Source organism: Paenibacillus sp. FSL W7-1332, assembly GCF_037969785.1.
In the GTDB taxonomy this organism is placed as follows: Bacteria; Bacillota; Bacilli; order Paenibacillales; family Paenibacillaceae; genus Paenibacillus_AQ.
This window is the reverse complement of the sequence record NZ_CP150209.1, coordinates 6140631-6158263: the sequence shown is the minus strand read 5'-3', so window position 1 is coordinate 6158263 and position 17633 is coordinate 6140631. Positions and strand designations below refer to the sequence as shown.

General features: G+C 49.6%; 17 protein-coding genes and 5 tRNA genes. 17 read left to right on the top strand and 5 right to left on the bottom strand.

From position 1 onward, the window contains the following. The first annotated feature begins 87 nt into the window (after nt 1-87). The 4 genes from alr (at nt 88) to MKX98_RS27865 (ending at nt 4795) form a co-directional block, all read left to right on the top strand. Nucleotides 88-1275: an alanine racemase gene (gene alr / locus MKX98_RS27880; protein ID WP_071222571.1), complete on the top strand. Its 1188-nt coding sequence runs from the start codon at nt 88-90 to the stop codon at nt 1273-1275. Between the two features lie 225 nt (nt 1276-1500). Next, complete coding sequence (locus MKX98_RS27875) at nt 1501-1782, top strand: ribbon-helix-helix protein, CopG family (protein ID WP_028406492.1); 282 nt, start codon at nt 1501-1503, stop codon at nt 1780-1782. A gap of 3 nt (nt 1783-1785) precedes the next feature. After that, entirely contained in the window at nt 1786-2136 is a 351-nt protein-coding gene (locus MKX98_RS27870; RefSeq protein ID WP_006212388.1) for a type II toxin-antitoxin system PemK/MazF family toxin, read from the top strand. Nucleotides 2137-2578: 442 nt separating this feature from the next. After that, nucleotides 2579-4795, top strand: a complete 2217-nt coding sequence (locus tag MKX98_RS27865; protein ID WP_339219650.1) for a Tex family protein — start codon at nt 2579-2581, stop codon at nt 4793-4795. Nucleotides 4796-4960: 165 nt separating this feature from the next. Here MKX98_RS27865 and MKX98_RS27860 read toward each other — a convergent pair whose 3' ends face one another. Beyond that, a complete protein-coding gene (locus MKX98_RS27860) occupies nt 4961-5401 on the bottom strand; it encodes a GNAT family N-acetyltransferase (RefSeq protein WP_339219648.1) in 441 nt (146 codons plus the stop codon). 66 nt (nt 5402-5467) lie between these two features. Next, nucleotides 5468-6031: a CGNR zinc finger domain-containing protein gene (locus MKX98_RS27855; protein ID WP_339219646.1), complete on the bottom strand. Its 564-nt coding sequence runs from the start codon at nt 6029-6031 to the stop codon at nt 5468-5470. Nucleotides 6032-6177: 146 nt separating this feature from the next. Between MKX98_RS27855 and MKX98_RS27850 the strand changes: the two genes are divergently transcribed. Continuing rightward, nucleotides 6178-6648, top strand: coding sequence for a DinB family protein (locus MKX98_RS27850; protein WP_194544415.1), 471 nt, complete (start codon nt 6178-6180; stop codon nt 6646-6648). Between the two features lie 97 nt (nt 6649-6745). On the opposite strand, the gene cmpA is transcribed toward MKX98_RS27850, so the two are convergent. Both cmpA and MKX98_RS27840 read right to left on the bottom strand, forming a co-directional pair. Then, nucleotides 6746-6877, bottom strand: coding sequence for a cortex morphogenetic protein CmpA (cmpA, locus tag MKX98_RS27845; RefSeq protein ID WP_015737250.1), 132 nt, complete (start codon nt 6875-6877; stop codon nt 6746-6748). A gap of 80 nt (nt 6878-6957) precedes the next feature. After that, the gene (locus tag MKX98_RS27840; RefSeq protein WP_071222576.1) at nt 6958-7308 is read right to left on the bottom strand and encodes a hydrolase/acyltransferase; all 351 of its coding nucleotides are present in this window, start codon (nt 7306-7308) and stop codon (nt 6958-6960) included. A 98-nt stretch (nt 7309-7406) separates the two neighbouring features. Here MKX98_RS27840 and MKX98_RS27835 point away from each other — a divergent pair, with 98 nt between their 5' ends. The 12 genes from MKX98_RS27835 (at nt 7407) to MKX98_RS27780 (ending at nt 16728) form a co-directional block, all read left to right on the top strand. Then, nucleotides 7407-7913 (top strand): SprT family protein, encoded by a 507-nt coding sequence (locus MKX98_RS27835; RefSeq protein ID WP_233355076.1) that lies wholly within the window; start codon nt 7407-7409, stop codon nt 7911-7913. A 26-nt stretch (nt 7914-7939) separates the two neighbouring features. Next, nucleotides 7940-8015, top strand: a tRNA-Asn gene (locus tag MKX98_RS27830). A 3-nt stretch (nt 8016-8018) separates the two neighbouring features. Further along, a tRNA-Ser gene (locus tag MKX98_RS27825) sits at nt 8019-8107 on the top strand. A 592-nt stretch (nt 8108-8699) separates the two neighbouring features. Further along, a tRNA-Glu gene (locus MKX98_RS27820) sits at nt 8700-8774 on the top strand. A 256-nt stretch (nt 8775-9030) separates the two neighbouring features. Continuing rightward, nucleotides 9031-9106: transfer RNA gene (locus MKX98_RS27815), tRNA-Lys, on the top strand. A gap of 40 nt (nt 9107-9146) precedes the next feature. Then, nucleotides 9147-9229: transfer RNA gene (locus MKX98_RS27810), tRNA-Leu, on the top strand. A gap of 311 nt (nt 9230-9540) precedes the next feature. Then, entirely contained in the window at nt 9541-10005 is a 465-nt protein-coding gene (locus MKX98_RS27805) for a general stress protein (protein ID WP_071222578.1), read from the top strand. A gap of 337 nt (nt 10006-10342) precedes the next feature. Beyond that, nucleotides 10343-11932, top strand: coding sequence for an AraC family transcriptional regulator (locus tag MKX98_RS27800; RefSeq protein ID WP_339219644.1), 1590 nt, complete (start codon nt 10343-10345; stop codon nt 11930-11932). 113 nt (nt 11933-12045) lie between these two features. Next, nucleotides 12046-13068 (top strand): ABC transporter substrate-binding protein, encoded by a 1023-nt coding sequence (locus MKX98_RS27795; RefSeq protein ID WP_339219642.1) that lies wholly within the window; start codon nt 12046-12048, stop codon nt 13066-13068. A gap of 40 nt (nt 13069-13108) precedes the next feature. Further along, nucleotides 13109-14116, top strand: coding sequence for an iron ABC transporter permease (locus MKX98_RS27790; RefSeq protein WP_339219641.1), 1008 nt, complete (start codon nt 13109-13111; stop codon nt 14114-14116). 19 nt (nt 14117-14135) lie between these two features. Further along, nucleotides 14136-15128: an iron ABC transporter permease gene (locus tag MKX98_RS27785; RefSeq protein ID WP_339224599.1), complete on the top strand. Its 993-nt coding sequence runs from the start codon at nt 14136-14138 to the stop codon at nt 15126-15128. A 22-nt stretch (nt 15129-15150) separates the two neighbouring features. After that, a complete protein-coding gene (locus MKX98_RS27780) occupies nt 15151-16728 on the top strand; it encodes an alpha/beta hydrolase-fold protein (RefSeq protein WP_339219638.1) in 1578 nt (525 codons plus the stop codon). A gap of 120 nt (nt 16729-16848) precedes the next feature. Here the strand turns inward: MKX98_RS27780 and MKX98_RS27775 are convergent, their stop codons facing one another. Then, complete coding sequence (locus MKX98_RS27775) at nt 16849-17493, bottom strand: PAS domain-containing protein (RefSeq protein ID WP_220683987.1); 645 nt, start codon at nt 17491-17493, stop codon at nt 16849-16851. Nucleotides 17494-17633: the final 140 nt, after the last annotated feature.

Below are 17633 nucleotides of genomic sequence, written 5' to 3'. Positions count from 1 at the left end.
TCAATTGACAGTTGCCCCCGGGAACATTACCATTAATCTAATGTAAAGCATAATGCTTTTTTCAAAATGGTAAGAAGGTGACTGGAATTGCAAGCGATATATCGACCTACCCTGGCGGAGATCAACCTGGACCATCTGCGCGCCAACTATAACGCTTTTCGTGAGGCGCTGCCAAGCCACATGAAATTGCTTGCTTGTGTGAAGGCTAACGCCTATGGTCACGGAGCTGTAGAAGTGGCACGCGAACTTCAGCAACTGGGGGCGGCTTACTTAAGCGTAGCTTTCCTGGATGAAGCGCTCGAGCTTCGGCAAGGAGGCATCTCCAGCCCGATCCTGGTGCTCGGATATACACCACCGGAGGCTGTAGAGATCGCTTATGAGCATGATGTAACCATAACCCTGTTCAGTTCGGAAGTGCTCCAAGCGATAAAGGCACTGCCGGTCCAGCCGGAGAAGCCACTCAAGGTACACATCAAGATTGACAGCGGAATGGGTCGTTTGGGCCTGCTTCCAGGCGAAGATGCAATTTCTTTTATAGAAGAAGTATTTTCGCTGCCGCAGGTTGTTGTCGAAGGAATGTTTACCCATTTTGCAAGAGCGGATGAAAAGAACAAAGACTATACGTTGGGACAGTACCGCCGTTTTCAGGGCGTAGCGGACGCTCTTCGGGATAAGGACTACCATATCCCGCTCATACATACGGGCAACAGCGCTGCTGCGATTGATACACCCGAATTATCCTATGATATGGTTCGTGTCGGCATCAGCTTGTACGGACTGTATCCTTCGGACGAGGTGAATCGAAAAACAGTGAGCCTCCGCCCTGTCATGACGTTAAAGACAAAGCTTGTCTACGTCAAAAATTTACCTCCGCATTCCGGTATCAGCTACGGGACGAAGTATGTAACGGAGGAGGAAGAGCAAATTGGAACCCTCCCCATCGGTTACGCCGATGGCTTCTCTCGTATGCTGAGCGGTAAAGTGGAAGTACTGATACGCGGCCGCCGCGTCCCTGTTGTCGGAACCATCTGTATGGACCAATGTATGGTATCGCTCAAACCTTTCGCCGATGAGGCGGAACAAATTAAAGCTGGTGAAGAGGTTGTACTCATCGGTCAGCAGTCTGACGAATGCATTACGGCAGATGAGCTGGCGTCCAAGCTGGGGACGATCCACTACGAGGTCGTCTGCATGATTGCCCACCGGGTACCACGTCAGTATATACGCAATGATATACCCGTGAAGACCGTAAATGCACTCTGGAGCAACCTTTAAAAGTCAAGTCACCATAAGTAATTTATTCAGGAAAGAAGGAATAAGTACAGATCTTCCCGAATTAGGAATATGTCGTTTAAGTCTGTACGAAAGTGTCGATTGTAGTTTATAATGATATGCAGCATACTTGATATACCTTCGGCATATATATTCTTTTGTATAATTTTCCTTGAATAATGTAATACTGGTGCACAGGGCGAGAAGGTTGTGGGGGTGTAATAGAGGGTGGCCAATATGCAGAACACCAAACGAATCATGATCAGTTTACCGGATCATCTTTTGCAGGAAGTGGACGGGATCGCTCAGCTGGAAAATTCCAACCGCAGTGAGCTTATTAGGCAAGCCATGAAGTTGTACCTGAATGAACGGAAGAAACGTTACATTCGTGAATCCATGCAGCGGGGTTATATGGAAATGGCCAAAATTAACCTGACCATGGCTTCTGAGGCGTTTCACGCGGAGGAAGATGCAGACAACACTCTAGACCGCTTAGTAAGCGGGGTGTAGACAGTGATCGTTAAACGGGGCGACGTATTTTTTGCGGATTTATCACCTGTTGTCGGTTCTGAGCAGGGCGGCGTAAGGCCAGTCCTTGTCATTCAGAACGATATCGGCAACCGGTTTAGTCCGACTGTGATTGTTGCAGCCATTACGGCACAGATTCAAAAAGCCAAGCTGCCGACTCACGTCGAAATCGACGCGGCGTCGCATGGATTTGACCGGGATTCCGTCATTTTGCTAGAGCAGATCCGGACGATTGATAAGCAGCGGCTAACCGACAAAATCACCCATCTTGATGATGAAATGATGAGTAAGGTGGATGATTCCCTGCAAATAAGTCTGGGCTTGATTGATTTTTGATTCCATTCAAGCGCTAACGTTTTCCACATAGAATGTTATGACTAAAAACCCTCAAGGACTAACTCCTTGAGGGTTTTTATATGGAGGGTATGTTCGAAGGGCACGGCAATGGATGCATGAGACTAAGAGAGCGGCGGTTTACGCGTTTGTAGGTATGAGGATGTAGGCCGTTGTGACCGCCGCAACGATAAACAAAAGGCAGACAACGGACCAGGCAATCGCATATTTGTCATTCATCTAAGGTGACCCCCTAATTGTAATGAGGTGCGGATATCCGGCAGCAGCATTTTCGTACACTAAGAATATAAATTAAATCTTAAAATCAGATGAAATTGACATTAAAAGCAGCTTAAAGCCTTATGAAGTGAGCGATGTAGTGGAAATGAGCGCTTAAGTTTGGGATAATAGCAAATATAGTTTCATTGAAGAAAGAGGGATATCATTGTCTGAATTAGAAGCTGTTGTGGAAGTAAATGAGGAACAGATTCGCAAGGAAGAATCGAAACGGATCGTGAAGCAGATCGCGAAGGAGCTTCAATTGTCCGAAAAACAGGTGCGCACGACCGTTGAACTTCTGGATGAGGGCAATACCATACCGTTTATTGCGCGTTACCGTAAGGAAATGACAGGCGAACTGGATGAGAACCAATTACGTTATATTGAAGAGCGGACTGGCTATCTGCGCAATTTGGAGATCCGTAAGCGGGAAGTCATCCGCATCATAGAGGAGCAAGGCAAGCTGACGGAAGATCTGAAGGCATCGATTACGGCCGCCGTTAAGCTGCAGGAGGTAGAAGATCTCTACCGTCCGTATAAGCAAAAGCGTAAAACCCGGGCAAGCGTTGCCAAGGAAAAAGGGCTTGAGCCGCTGTCGGAGTGGATATGGTCGCAGCCGAAGCAGGCTGATGTGATGGTTGAGGCAGCCAAGTATGTGGATGAGGAGAAGGGTGTGGCTTCGGCAGAAGAGGCTTTGCAAGGCGCGATGGATATACTGGCTGAAAACATTGCCGATGACGCAACCGTTCGTTCCTGGGTTCGCAGATACAGCTTGGACCACGGCATATTGACCTCTGAGGCGAAGGATACCGAAGTGGAATCCGTATACGAGAACTATTACAATTACCGGGAATTGGCGAAGAAAATGCCGCCGCACCGGATTTTGGCCATTAACCGGGGAGAGCGCGAGAATATTCTAAAGGTAGGGCTGGATGTTCCTTCCGAATCCATTCACGCGTATATCGGCAAGCAGGTGCTTAAAGGTCCATCAGCCGTCACGGACATTCTTACGGCGGTGATCGAGGATTCATACAAGCGCCTCATTGCTCCATCGATTGAACGGGAAGTACGGGGAGAGCTGACGGAAAAAGGGGAGAACCAGGCAATCTCCATCTTTGCCGGGAACCTGCGCAGCCTGCTGCTGCAGCCGCCGGTGAAGGGACGCTGTGTGCTGGGCGTTGACCCGGCCTACCGTACCGGTTGTAAGCTGGCAGTGGTCGATGATACGGGCAAGCTGCTTGAGGTGGCCGTAACCTATCCGACGCCGCCGGCCAACAAGAAGCAGGAGGCCGCCGCCAAGTTTAAGGAGCTGATTGCCAAATACGGCATCAAGCTTATTGTCATTGGAAACGGTACGGCATCCCGTGAAACGGAGCAGTTCGTAGCCGAAGAAGTCATTGCGGAGCTTGCTGACCCTGAGCTGGCCTACCTCATCGTCAATGAAGCGGGAGCAAGCGTGTACTCGGCCTCGAAGCTGGCGCAGGAAGAATTCCCGGACCTGGATGTCGCCGAGCGCAGCGCGGCCTCGATCGCCCGCCGTGTGCAGGACCCGCTGGCCGAGCTGGTGAAGATTGATCCGAAATCGATCGGCGTGGGCCAATATCAGCATGACGTAACCCAGAAGCATCTGGAGGAGAGCCTGAAGGCCGTCGTGGAGTCTGCGGTGAACCATGTCGGGGTGGATGTGAATACGGCTTCGCCGTCACTGCTATCCTATGTGGCCGGCATCAATGCCACGATTGCCAAAAATATCGTGAAATACCGGGAAGAGAACGGGAAGTTTGTCAGCCGGAAGCAGCTCCAGAAGGTCCCGCGTCTCGGTGCCAAGACCTATGAGCAGTGCGTGGGCTTTATGCGGATTTCGGAAGGCGAGAACATATTGGATCGTACCCCGATTCACCCGGAATCCTATGTGGTGGTTGACCGTTTATTCAAAGAGCTTCAGGTAAGTCTGGACAAGCTTGGAAGCAAGGAGCTCGCTGAACTGCTGGATGCCCAGCAGCCGGAGAACCTTGCCGTGAAGCTGGAGGTTGGCGTGCCGACGCTGCGTGATATACTGGACAGCTTGCAGCGCCCGGGACGCGATCCGCGGGAGGAATTGCCGCTGCCGATTTTCCGTCAGGACGTGCTGAAGATCGAGGATCTCATGCCGGGAATGGAGCTGCAGGGAACGGTACGCAATGTCATCGATTTTGGCGCCTTTGTGGATATCGGCATCAAGAGCGACGGACTGGTGCATATTTCCCAGCTGAGCGATGGGTTTGTCAAACACCCGATGGATGTTGTCTCTGTGGGGGATAACGTTACCGTGTGGGTGCTGAATGTAGATTTGAAGAAAGGCCGCGTCGGATTGACGATGCGCAAGCCGAAAGATCAGTCATAGGAACTTGCGTAAAATAGAAGAAGAGCCGTAACTCCTTGAACTGTACCCCAATTGTTAGCGATGATCTAACATTTGGAGGCGCAGTTCCTTTGGGGAGAACGGCTCTTTTTTTGTATAATTCTTGATCTGGAGTAAGAGCTAACGGGGCATGTCCTGGCGGTTGGCTTAGCCATGGTTCAGCTTTAGCAGCAGTACTTTTTTATCGTATCTTTCGAGACACCAGTGATATTTTGCTGAAATTTTGGGTTCGACTGCGGGAGCATTTACATCGACTTCATGAAAACCAAACTTCTTATAAAAATGCTGCAGCTCCTCAAATGGAATGCAGTAAACCGTCTTTAAACCTAGTCTTTTGGATTCTTCCACCAGAAACGAGACGACTTCGTGCGCGAGGGACTGGCCTCTAAACTTGTCCAGAATATAAATACCGCCGAGCTCCGCCTCGTGTTCATTAAGTCTAACCAATCGACCGACTCCTGCGTAGTTGTTTTGCGACATGACGATGGCAATGATTTCATTGTCCAGTGAACTTGGCTGAAAGCCGATGTGCTCGTATTGTTGATTGACCCAAGGCAATTCTGCTTGAGTCACCCTTTTGATGCTCATGATTACTCACCTCAGTTTCTTCAAAATGGATGTGGAGGTATACTGCGCGCAGCATAAGCATTCGGATTAGTCCTCGCTGTCCGAAGATTGCTGTTTTTTCTTCGCCCGGAATCGTCTGACCTTCATCAGATTGCCGCACATTTTATCGTCGCAGTACCGTTTGGAACGGTTACGCGTGTCGTCGTAATATACCCAGAGGCAATCGGGATTCGTGCAGATGCGGAACCGGGATAATTCGCCTTGCTCGATGGCTTGCGCAAAGGAGCCGGCAATCTCGGCAGCCGCTGCTTGCAGGCCAGGATTTTGGAGGATATAGGACAGCGCCAAATTTTGTTCCTCATCGATCTCCAGATGACGAATAACGGGTCCAGCAGCCATCCAGCGGTTTAATTGCTCTATCTCCATGGGAGAGGGTGACTCCCCCGCAACGATGTGTTGAACGCACGTTAACAGGAGGGAACGAAGCTCCCTCAACTGCCCCAGCTCATCCGGGGCCAGGGGCAGGCTGACTTGAAGCTGATATTGGTTCATGAAATCGGTGAGCCAATCCTCTCGGGCAAGCCGGTCCTCGGATCGGCCGCTGCCCCTCCAGTCATGCCATTCGCTGTTTATAAAATCATCCCATAACATGAAACTCATCCTTTCTCATCTCATTATTGTAACAAGTAAACATTAATGTTGCTAGTTACTTGTAATGGGGTCCGAAGTGTGTTAATTTTTATGTAACAATCTATTTAGTTTATACTGGTTACAAATTTGATGCGGAGGCGATAGTTATGAACATGAAGGAACTGCTGCTCCAAAACTGGGATTATGCGATGGGGCAGGAGGATTGGTATCCGCCGATTCTTCCTGCCCTGAAGGACGTAACAGTTGAGCAGGCTTTGTGGAAACCGGAAGGGCAGGCGGCAAATTCCATTTGGGAGAACGTTCAGCATTTGCTGTATTACAAGCAGCGTCTGCTCGCGAGATTGGAAGGAACGCCGCTTCCTAATGAAGGAATCGGCAATGACGAGACGTTTCTTATTCATGACACAAGTGAGGGGGCATGGAATACGGCCCGGGAGCAGCTTCAGGATGTTCATGCCGCTTTACGACAGAAGATGGAAGTGATGACGGAGGCGGAGATCATCGAATCGCCGCAGCGAATACTTAGCTTAATCATGCATGATGCGTATCATACGGGACAAATTGTTTTTCTCCGGAAGCTTCAGGGCTCCTGGCCAGCTAAACGCAGCGATCTATAAGTATAACATTCGTCCATTCAGCCATCATAATAAATGCAAAAATAAGCCGGACAGGGCGTCCGGCTTATTGTCATACCTATGGATCGGTTGCAGTGCACTAACGGGCATTCGAGTTTTCTTCGCCCGGGGAATTCCGGTAAAAGTACCAGCATTCATTCAGCAGCTTGATCTGACGTCTGTCCTTTTTGCGAAAAGCGCGTGTCAATTGATTGCAGAGCCATTGCGGCAAGGGTATCTCCTCCTCTTGCTAATTCCATCTGTATGGATAGCATATGGGGAAAAAGCCCAAAGCGTGCAGGTCTACCTCGATTATAACGCTTCTTCCTCGTACCATTGCTCAAGCTGCGCTTGGAGAGCACGAATTTCGGTAAGCAATGAGATGAGCGGATATTCCGTTTCCTTAAGGGAAGCAAAGGCCTGCTCAAGCTCATTTATGTATTCCAGACCACCTTGAATGCTCAGCGATTCCTGAAGCAGATCCAAATTGTCGCATTCGGCTACAGCAAGAGGCAGCTGAGGTTTGCCTGCGGCGGTGAGTTTATCGATTTCCTTATTGAGGCGTAAATTTAGAGCACTGAGCTGGTAAGCATAGTCACTGGGCATTTCAACAAATAACAGCTCGTCCTGTCCTTTTAAAATAACGTAGCGCATGTTCGGCATGATTGCAGGTTCTCCCTCCATACTTTCTACTTGACAGTGTAGCCCAGAGAGAAGTTAAAATTCAAGTAGCATTTATACGGCAAAAGGAAGGATCAGACATGGTGACGATGAACGAGATGAGTAATGAAGAACTGCAGGCATGGGTTGAGAAAATCTCGCTGGAAAGCTTTCGGGTTCCGTTCAGGCATCAGGCTACGTTTAACCGGCGATTGTCTTCAACAGGCGGGCGTTATTTCATGAAAAGCCATAACATCGAGATCAATCCGCATCAGCTTGCTACGAACGGTAAGGAAGAGGTGGAGAAGATCATCAAGCATGAGCTGTGCCACTATCATCTGCATATCGCGGGCAGGGGATATCGGCATCGGGACGCTGATTTCAAAAGCCTGCTGCAAGCCGTTGGAGGGAGCCGTTTCTGCAAATCCTTGCCGAAGGGCAAGGCCGCGGGCCGTCGTCAACCGGAACCATACCGATATAAACTACGCTGCAGCGTCTGCGCAACCGAATATCTGCGTAAACGGAAGATGAATCCCGCCCGGTATCGGTGCGGAAAGTGCAGCGGACGCCTTACACTCCTGAAGCTTGACTCCCCTATGAAGTCATGATAAATTATTAATATCCAACTTAATGTTCCCTGATAGCTCAGTTGGTAGAGCACTCGACTGTTAATCGAGTTGTCACAGGTTCGAGTCCTGTTCGGGGAGCCATATGGAGAGATACCCAAGTGGCTATAAGGGGACCCTCTGCTAAGGGGTTAGACTGCGTAAGCGGTGCGAGGGTTCGAATCCCTCTCTCTCCGTTGAGCGTTACATCGAAGAAAGCTCCCATCACCAAGTGATCGGGAGCTTTTTTTGCATAGGGATGAGAACCCTGGATAGGGTTCGTCGGAGCATAAGCAGCGTTAGGAATACTTCGCAGTCTCGACCGAAGGGAGAGTATCCCTCTCTCTTTCGTTGAGCGTTACATCGAAGAAAGCTCCCATCACCAAGTGATCGGGAGCTTTTTTTTGCATAGGGATGAGAACCCTGAATAGGGTTCGTCGGAGCATAAGCAGCGTTAGGAATACTTCGCAGTCTCGACCGAAGGGAGAGTATCCCTCTCTCTTTCGTTGAGCGTTACATCGAAGAAAGCTCCCATGATGGGGTTGCATTACATTTTATGGACGGACGGTTGCATCGAATCGTAAGCTCAAGGGAAAATGCACATGCATACCATGTGGATCGAGAAGGAAATAGCGTTCAAGAAGTGGAGTTAACACCGGAATTTTTAGGCTGATTTATTGGCCGAAAAAGCTCCAAAAATAAATTTTAAAATTTACGAAAAAAAAGCTTGCCAGCATTTTTGGAATTATGCTATACTCAATCTTGTCGTCACGGCGACGTGGTTAAAGTGGCCCGTTGGTCAAGGGGTTAAGACACCTCCCTTTCACGGAGGTAACAGGGGTTCGAATCCCCTACGGGTCACCACTTTCTATATAACCTCGGGATGAGAACCCCGTCGGTTCGTCGGAGCATAATCATCGTTAGGATAGGCTTCGCAGTCTCGAACGAAGAGAGAGTATCCCCTACGGGTCACCACTTTCTATATAACCTCGGGATGAGAACCCCGTCGGTTCGTCGGAGCGTAATCATCGTTAGGATAAGCTTCGCAGTCTCGAACGAAGAGAGAGTATCCCCTACGGGTCACCACTTTCTTATATGGCAGCAGCACGATTGTCATCGAGAGCCATTAGCTCAGTTGGTAGAGCACCTGACTTTTAATCAGGGTGTCGAAGGTTCGAGCCCTTCATGGCTCACCATTTTTTACAAAGCAACGAAACGATGTACTCCTTATATTATGCGGTAGTGGTGGAATGGCAGACACGCTATCTTGAGGGGGTAGTGGGTGTATACCCGTGGAGGTTCGAGTCCTCTCTACCGCATACGAATATTAAGAAAAAGCTCCGTACCTTGTGCGGAGCTTTTTTTTGCGCTTAAGATATCAGAAAGTATAAACTTCGAAGCATGGCCTTACCTGATCATGCAAGAAAATAACATCTAATCGAGTTCTGTCTTCTTTAGAATGTACGTCGATAGTTTTTTCTTATATCAAGGTTTACATAGGATTCATCACGGTTTTGATCGATTTTCATTGCACATTTATGCACAACAAGTGTTTCATCTCTGGTCAGGAGTTTAATATCATAACGTGGACGAGCAACAACTTCAAATTACCTATAAGGAGTGATTCAGAATGGCTAATAACAACAACGGAAAGATGAGCCGTGAAGAAGCAGGACGTTTAGGTGGAGAAGCAACTGCGAACAACCATGACAAAGAGTTCTACCAAGAAATTGGACGGAAGGGCGGCGAAGCAACTTCCCGTTCCCATGACAAAGAGTTTTATCAGGACATCGGTAAAAAGGGAGGAGACTCCACGTCAAACTCCCATGATAAGGAATTTTATCAGGAAATCGGCCAGAAGGGCGGGGAAGCGACTTCCGATTCCCATGGCAGGGAATTCTATGAGGACATCGGACGCAAAGGCGGCGAGGCTACCTCGGAATCCCACGGACGTGAGTTCTATCAAGAGATTGGACAGCAGGGCGGCGAAGCCAGAAGCGACAGCGGCAGCAACGGGGACGGCAAGATGAGCCGTGAAGAAGCGGGCCGCAAAGGCGGCGAGGCAAGAGCAAGACAGCGCCAGCGGGGGAACTAATGACAATCCGGCGCATTTGAGAAGAGGTTTTTCTTGGAGGGGACTGAAATTCTCTCATGCGAAGGATCCGCCTTCATACCCAATATTTGAAAAGCAGCAGCTACGGCTTCCTGACAGGGAGCGCGTGGCTGCTTTCTTTTTGTCTAACATCAGCATGCGACAAGGTGGAAAAGAGAATATCGTGCTGGACTTTTGGGACGGTGTGTGATAATTATATGATAATGATAACCATTCTCATTTAAGGTTGGGGTCTGTACATATGTTAAACCTGTCAACGAATAGCAGTAGCAAAAAAGATTCGCGTGAATACAGCGGGCTCACGGCCCGTTTATGGAATATGGATATTGTTCATGGGCAAGAGCTCTCCTTGGAGCAGCAGTTGGCAGTGCAGCCAGCCCTGATTATCCCGCTTAGCGGAGAAACCTGTTTACAACAGGCCGAGCAAATCACCCGTATGAATAAGGGATGCGTTTATTGTTGTGCAGCGGGGACTACTTTCGGAATTACGAGTGTCGATCACAGGAGTTCCGAGGAGCACGAGCAGGCTTCGGTCGCGATCCTTCATTATAGTTTCATGGAAGGGATATCAGGCTGCGGTCGATTGCATGAGGTGGATTGCGCCGATTTCATGCCCTATGACGGCATCTTTGTCATCAGCTCTCCGGACCGCTTGAATCTCGTCTGCCGGTCGATGTATAAGGATTTTCACAGTAAGGAGCCCATGAAGCAATGGAGGGTTCAGCTGGATTTTCAAGAGCTGCTATATACGATGATTGCCGAATGCAGCCCTTACTCCAAGAATGATAAGCGGCAAGCGCTGGAGCGGGTGAAGGAGTATATCGAGGAACATTATGATGAAGATTTAACGATTGAACAATTGGCGAACCTTTCGGAGCTGAGTCCCAAATATTTTGTTGAAGTATATAAGAAGACGTACGGGCACAGCGCGATGGATTATTTGGCGCATGTTCGTTTGAACAAGGCGAAGCAGTTGATGCTGGGCTCGGATTCTTTGCTGCGTGAAGTGGCGCACATGGTGGGGTATAAGGATGAATTTTATTTTAGCCGCAAGTTTAAGAAGGCATTCGGGATATCCCCCTCGGTGTATATGAAAACAAGGAAAAATAAACTGGCGATGTACGGCTCAACGGCCCTCCTGGGTTACGCCATGCCGCTGGATTTCACGCCGTATGCGGCTCCGCTTCATCCGAAGTGGTCACAGCATTACTATAACATTCTTGGGCCGGATATCCCCGTTCATCTGGATGCATACCGTCAGAATCATAATAAATATGCGAATCTGGAGAAGCTGGCCTCGGCACGTCCGGAGCTCATCGTTTGTGCACAGGGGGTGGAAGATTGGGAGAAGGAGCAGCTTCGGCTGATTGCCCCCCTCTACGAAATGCCTGAAGAGCAGGGAGGGTGGCAGGTTAATCTGTTAGGGCTCGCTAAATTGCTGAACAAGCTGCCCGAAGCAGAGCAGTGGATCGATACGTTTCATCATAAAATATCGACTTACCGTGGGAAGCTCCCCGCTGAAATGATGGAAGAACGCACGCTTTTGACCGCACGCCTGCATCAGGATGAACTGATGGCTTACAGTCATCCGGGCATGAAGGAACTATTATTTGATTATTTTAATTTTCAGCCGGCTAAGTCTGTGGACTGGGAGGAGGCTGGACGTTTAACGATTGAGCAGATCAAGGAGAGCCGGGCAGACCATATGCTGCTCTTGATCCGTCAGGATTCCGAAACGCTGGCCAATTGGAGAAAACTGCAGGCAACGCCGGAGTGGATGACCATTCCTGCGGTGCGAGACGGAACGTTGCACCAACTATCCTCTTACCCTTGGCGCGAGTACTCTCCCATTGCGATGGAGCAGATGGCGGAGGAAGCCTTTCGGTTGTTTTCCGGAAATTGTCCATGAGGAATCCGGTGATTTGTCCATGGTACTAAGAGAGCAAATCCTATACTATGATCAATAATGATAATCATTATCAATTGTTGATCATAGATCATGGAAGGGGTAATTGGAGAGAGATGAAACGAATGAAATGGGTCTTGGGGTTATTGCTGGTATTTGCGTTGGTACTGTCCGCCTGCGGTGGAGGCAGCGAGGCTAAAGATACAGACGGAGCTAGCGCGAATAATGCAGCAGAGAGCGCGAACACAGCCGGGGAGGAAAACGCTGCGAAAGAAGAAGCGGCTCCAGCATCGTCCGATACTAACGTTGTGAAATATCTCGATCAGGAATATACGCTTCCGGCCAAGACGGAGCGCATCGTTATCACCGGTGCCGTTGAAGCCATGGAGGATGCCATTGTGCTGGAAGTAAACCCGGTTGGGGCCATTAGCTTCTCGGGTAAATTCCCGCCGATGTTTGAATCGATTACGAAGAACGCCCAGTCGGTTGGCGAGAAAATGGAGCCGAATTTCGAAACGATCCTGTCTTTGAAGCCGGATGTGATTTTGGCATCGTCCAAAGCCAAGCCTGAAGTCATTGAGCAGTTAAATAAAATCGCACCCACGATTCCGTACTCCCATATATCGACCAACTGGGAGAGCAACCTGAAATTGCTCGGCGAGTTAAGCGGCAAACAGGAACAAGCGGAACAGGCAATCGCGAAATATAAAGAGAGCTTGGAAGAAGTCAAAGCGACGATTGGAGATAGCCTGAAGGACAAGAAAGTTCTGGCGCTTCGGATTCGTGCGGGCGAGATGTACATCTATCCGGCAGGCGTGTTCTTTAACCCGGTATTGTATGAGGATTTGGGGATTGAAGTACCGGCTGAAGTAGCGGCAGCCAAAGCACAGGAACTGATCTCGAAAGAGAAAATTGCAGAGATGAATCCGGATTATGTATTTGTCCAATTCTCGCCAGATGAGAATAAGGATACGCCGAATGCTTTGGAAGAACTTCAGAATGATCCGATCATGAAGAACTTGAATGCATTCAAGAACGGGACCGCTTTTGTCAACGTGGTGGATCCACTGGCTCAAGGCGGAACCGCGTACAGCAAAATCGAGTTTCTGAAAGCTGCAGTCGAAAGCCTGACAAAGTAACATCCAACATTTCAGTATAAACCTATAAGGCGTGTTGTTCATGAGGTTCAAAAAATCACTGCCGGCTGTCATCCTTGTGATGGCCCCGGCAGTCTGTTTCTTGCTCATAGCGGCCTCCATCCTGTATGGAGCCAAAAATATTACGATGGATACCGTTTGGGATTCCATCTTTGCTTTTGATTCGGAGAGCATCGATCATCAGATCATAGTGAGCTCCCGATTGCCGAGAGTTGTCGGTGCCATGCTTATCGGCGCTTTTCTCGCGGTATCAGGCGCTTTAATGCAAGGAATGACAAGGAACTATTTGGCGTCCCCATCCATCATGGGAGTATCAGATGGTTCGGTGTTCGCGGTAACACTGTTCATGGTATTTATCCCGAACGCCAGCTCCAATATGTATATCGTCAGCTCGTTGATCGGCTCAGCCATCGGAGCGGCCGTCGTGTTCGGCTTGGCATGGCTTATTCCTGGCGGGCTCAGCCCGGTTCGACTGGCTATACTCGGAACCGTAATCGGGACGTTTCTTAGCGGTACTGCAGAGGCTTTGGCGGCCTATTTTCAGATATCGCAAAATATCAGCTTCTGGTACAATGCCCGGCTGCATGCCATGGACCCGGAACTGATTAAACTGAGCATTCCGTTTGCAATCGTTGGTTTGTGTCTTGCCGTTGTATTATCCAAATCGATCACGCTGCTGTCGCTCGGGGACGAGACGGCCAAAGGGCTCGGTGTGAATACATGGCTTATTAAAGCCCTTGCGATGGTGGCTGTTGTGATTCTGACCGGCGTATCTGTGGCGCTGGCGGGTAAGGTTGCTTTTGTAGGTTTGATTATTCCTCATATTGCCCGTTTCCTGTCCGGCTCGGATTATCGATGGATCGTACCGGTGTCAGGCGTGCTTGGCGGCATGTTTCTTGCATTATGCGATATTCTCGCACGGTTTGTAAATTACCCGTTTGAGACGCCGGTGGGTGTTATAACTTCGTTGATCGGGGTTCCTTTCTTCCTCTACTTGATCAAGACGAGGGGAGGGGCTCAGCGTGCGTAACACCTATTATCGATTCCCGATGGTTCTGACTGGAGGAATCTTGGTTGTATTGACTGCCGTATATTTCAGTCTGACCAACGGGACGTTTGATATGTCCATCAAGGAAGTATTTCAAACTTTGCTCCGCATGAATCCCAATTCGGATTTCGATCTCGTTGTGTTCGAATTCAGGCTGCCTCGTATTGTGCTTGGCGCTCTCGTCGGCTTTGCGCTGGGTATGGCCGGTGCAGTTATCCAGGGGGTTACCCGCAACGGTCTTGCGGATCCGGGCATTCTCGGCATCAATGCAGGCGCAGGCATGGCGGTTGTGTTGTTTATGTTCCTGCTGCAAGGGCAGATCACGATGACCGGCTGGTTCGGGGTTATGATGATGCCGATGTTCGGTATCGCTGGCGGTTTGGCGGCGACTACGGCCATATTTATGTTCGCCAGAGAAAACGGAAAGCTGGATCCGCAGCGGCTAATTCTTGTGGGGATTGCGATTGCATCCGGTTTTGGTGCTATTACGATGTTCCTCTCGCTGAAAATGAATCCATCGGATTATGAGATGGCTGTAGCTTGGCTGGCCGGCAGCCTTCACAGCGCTAACTGGAAGTTCGTGGTCACGATGCTTCCTTGGCTCATCATGCTGCCGCCTGTCATTTGGCTCCGCTCTCAAGTGCTCGATTTGTTCCAGCTGGGCGAGGAAAGCGTGAAGAGTGTCGGGGTAACCGTTGAACGCGAGAAAAATGTATTGCTTCTATGCAGCATCGGTTTGGTCAGCGCGAGCGTTGCCGTATCCGGCAGCATCGGGTTTGTCGGTCTGATCGCTCCGCATCTGGCGAGGCAGCTGGTTGGACTGCAGCACAGGCATATCATCCCGATCAGCGGTATAGCAGGCATGGCGATTGTGGTCATAGGCGATTTCATCGGTAGAACGATATTCGCTCCGGCCGAGCTGGCTGCAGGCATTGTGGTGTCCGTGATTGGGGTTCCATATTTTATCTATCTATTAATTCGTATGCGAAAATAAAAGCAGCTTTCGGGAGGATCACATGAATCGTTATCAACAGCTGGTGGTTGAGGACAGGGAACTCACACTGTATTTGCCTCCTTCCTATCATGAGTCGGACCGTTCTTATCCTGTTGCCTACGTACAGGATCAAGGAGATATGTTCACGGACTGTCTCAATTATCTGAACCATCTGTTTGCAGCAGGCCAACTCGTCGAGGTCATCCTGGTCGGGATTTCGTCAACAAATCGAAACCGTGAGTACACGCCTTGGCCGGCCGAGCCGCTGCTGGAGGGCAATCCGCCTTTCGGCGGGGAGGGCAGAGCTTATGTCGATGAGGTGGCGGATGTCATCAAGGCGTACATAGACAGACAGTACCGTACACTCGCAGCGCCCGAACATACAGCCATCATCGGTGGTTCCTTTGGCGGTTTGATCTCGATGTTCGCGGGGTATTGGCGTCCCGAGACCTTCGGACGGATCGGGATGCTGTCGGCTTCGTTATGGTATGACGGGGTTATGGGTTACATTAGGGAGCAGGGGGAATTGCCTGCCGGGCTGAGGGTATATATGTTCGTTGGACAGTTGGAAGGCGCATATAAGAACAATGCGCAGAAACATATGTATCCGAATAACGTCGAGGCGCATCGATTCTGGATCGAACAAGGGGTGAGCCCCGAGCGGCTCCAACTGGCGGTAGATCCTGATGGGACCCACGATCCCATTTTTATGGCCAGAAGATTTCCGGATGCGCTGCGGTGGTTGTTCGTCAAGGAAGAATATGACCAAGAATCTGAGATTGTGCGAGCTAACTGCAATTACCACGAAAAGGATCCTCTGTTTTGCATACCGGGAACGGTGACATGGTCCATGCAATCCGACGTCACAGGCCGCGAATACCGTATTTTCATTGCCGAACCGATGGGACCACCACCTGAAGGCGGTTATCCTGTATTATATTCGCTGGATGCCAATGCGACCTTCGGAACGCTTGCGGAGGCAATCCGACTGCAATCCCGGACCCCCCGCGGCATTCCCTCGGCGCTTATTGTCGGGATCGGCTTTGATAGTGACAGTCCGATCGTGAGCAGCGAGCGTTTTTACAACTTTACTGAATATGCTGAAGACCATGAATTGCCGGTCCGCCCTAACGGATTGGATTGGCCGGAAACAGGCGGCGTCGAAGCATTCCTTATGTTCATCGAGTTTCAGCTGAAGCCGGCCGTGGAGCGGCAATACGCGGTGAATCGTTCGAAGCAGGCGCTGTTCGGGCACTCGCTCGGTGGTTTTTTCACCTTGTATACATTATTCACCAGACCTGAGACCTTTTCGCGGTATATTGCGGCTTGTCCCTCGGTGTGGTGGAAGAACTACGCGCTGTACAAACGGTGGGAAGAGGGGAAGCTCCGTTTACAACAGAGCGGACAGCGTAAAGAGCTGCGTCTGTATGTTGGAGCTGAGGAGAAGCCGTCCATGGTTCAAGACGCCAGGGAACTCTATGCATTCCTCAAAGGGCATGATGAGGTGCTGGAGACTACGTTCCATGAAATTGAGGGAGAAGGCCACGTCTCGGTGCTGCCTGCTCTGATAAGCCCTCTGCTTCGTTTTGTGAACGCGTAATGAGAATAATGCCTTAATAATGCCTTAAGCATGAATAAGCATGAATAAGCAGCCTCATATCCAGGGATAAAGCCGGATGATGAAGCTGCTTATTCTGCGTTGCTGTGTATAGGCAGAGAGTTAATCGTGTATCTCCGGATCATCAAGGATGGAAGAGTACTTCGGGTATAATCTGCGAATGCAATCCGGACAGATATCGTGGGTGAATTCAATGGGGAGGCGGCTCTCCAAATAGCTCTCCACAGGCTCCCACTCTTCCGCGTGGTGAACGTGTTTGCATACGGCGCAGATGGGAATATGCCCGGGAAGGGGAAAGCTGTGAGCCAGCGCTTGTTCCAGCAGCAGCTCCTTGCGTTTGAACTTCGTAATATCCGTAAATGATATCATAGCTCCGTGAATACGGCTGTCCTTGTTGATAAGCAGCGGCAGTACCTCACATAAAACCCAATTCTCTTGGCCGTTCCATTGTACGGCATATTCAAAGGAATAATCAGATTGCTTCCCCAACATAACATCTCTTACGGAGGGCAAATCCAACTCACGGAAAAAGTGACCAAATGAAGCCAGACTCAGGGACTTGGAAGCGAGATTAAAAAAAGATGCCCCCTGCCATCCAAACTCAGGGGAAACACCATATCTTCCGGCCATGGTAATGAGTGGATCGTTAATTTTGTCTATGATGCCATCCGGCGTAATGATCATCAATCCTTTGTTCAAGGAATGAACCGCATTATTCCAGGATGTGATCATGGTATCGTAGGGCAAATGACTCGCTCCTCATACTGAATAGACTCATGAGTAAAAGATACAACGATCCATGAGTACTATGGTATAATTTAGGCAATATATATTTGATTATACACGTAAATAAGTGGTTTTGCAAGAGAAAAATACGTACATAAGTA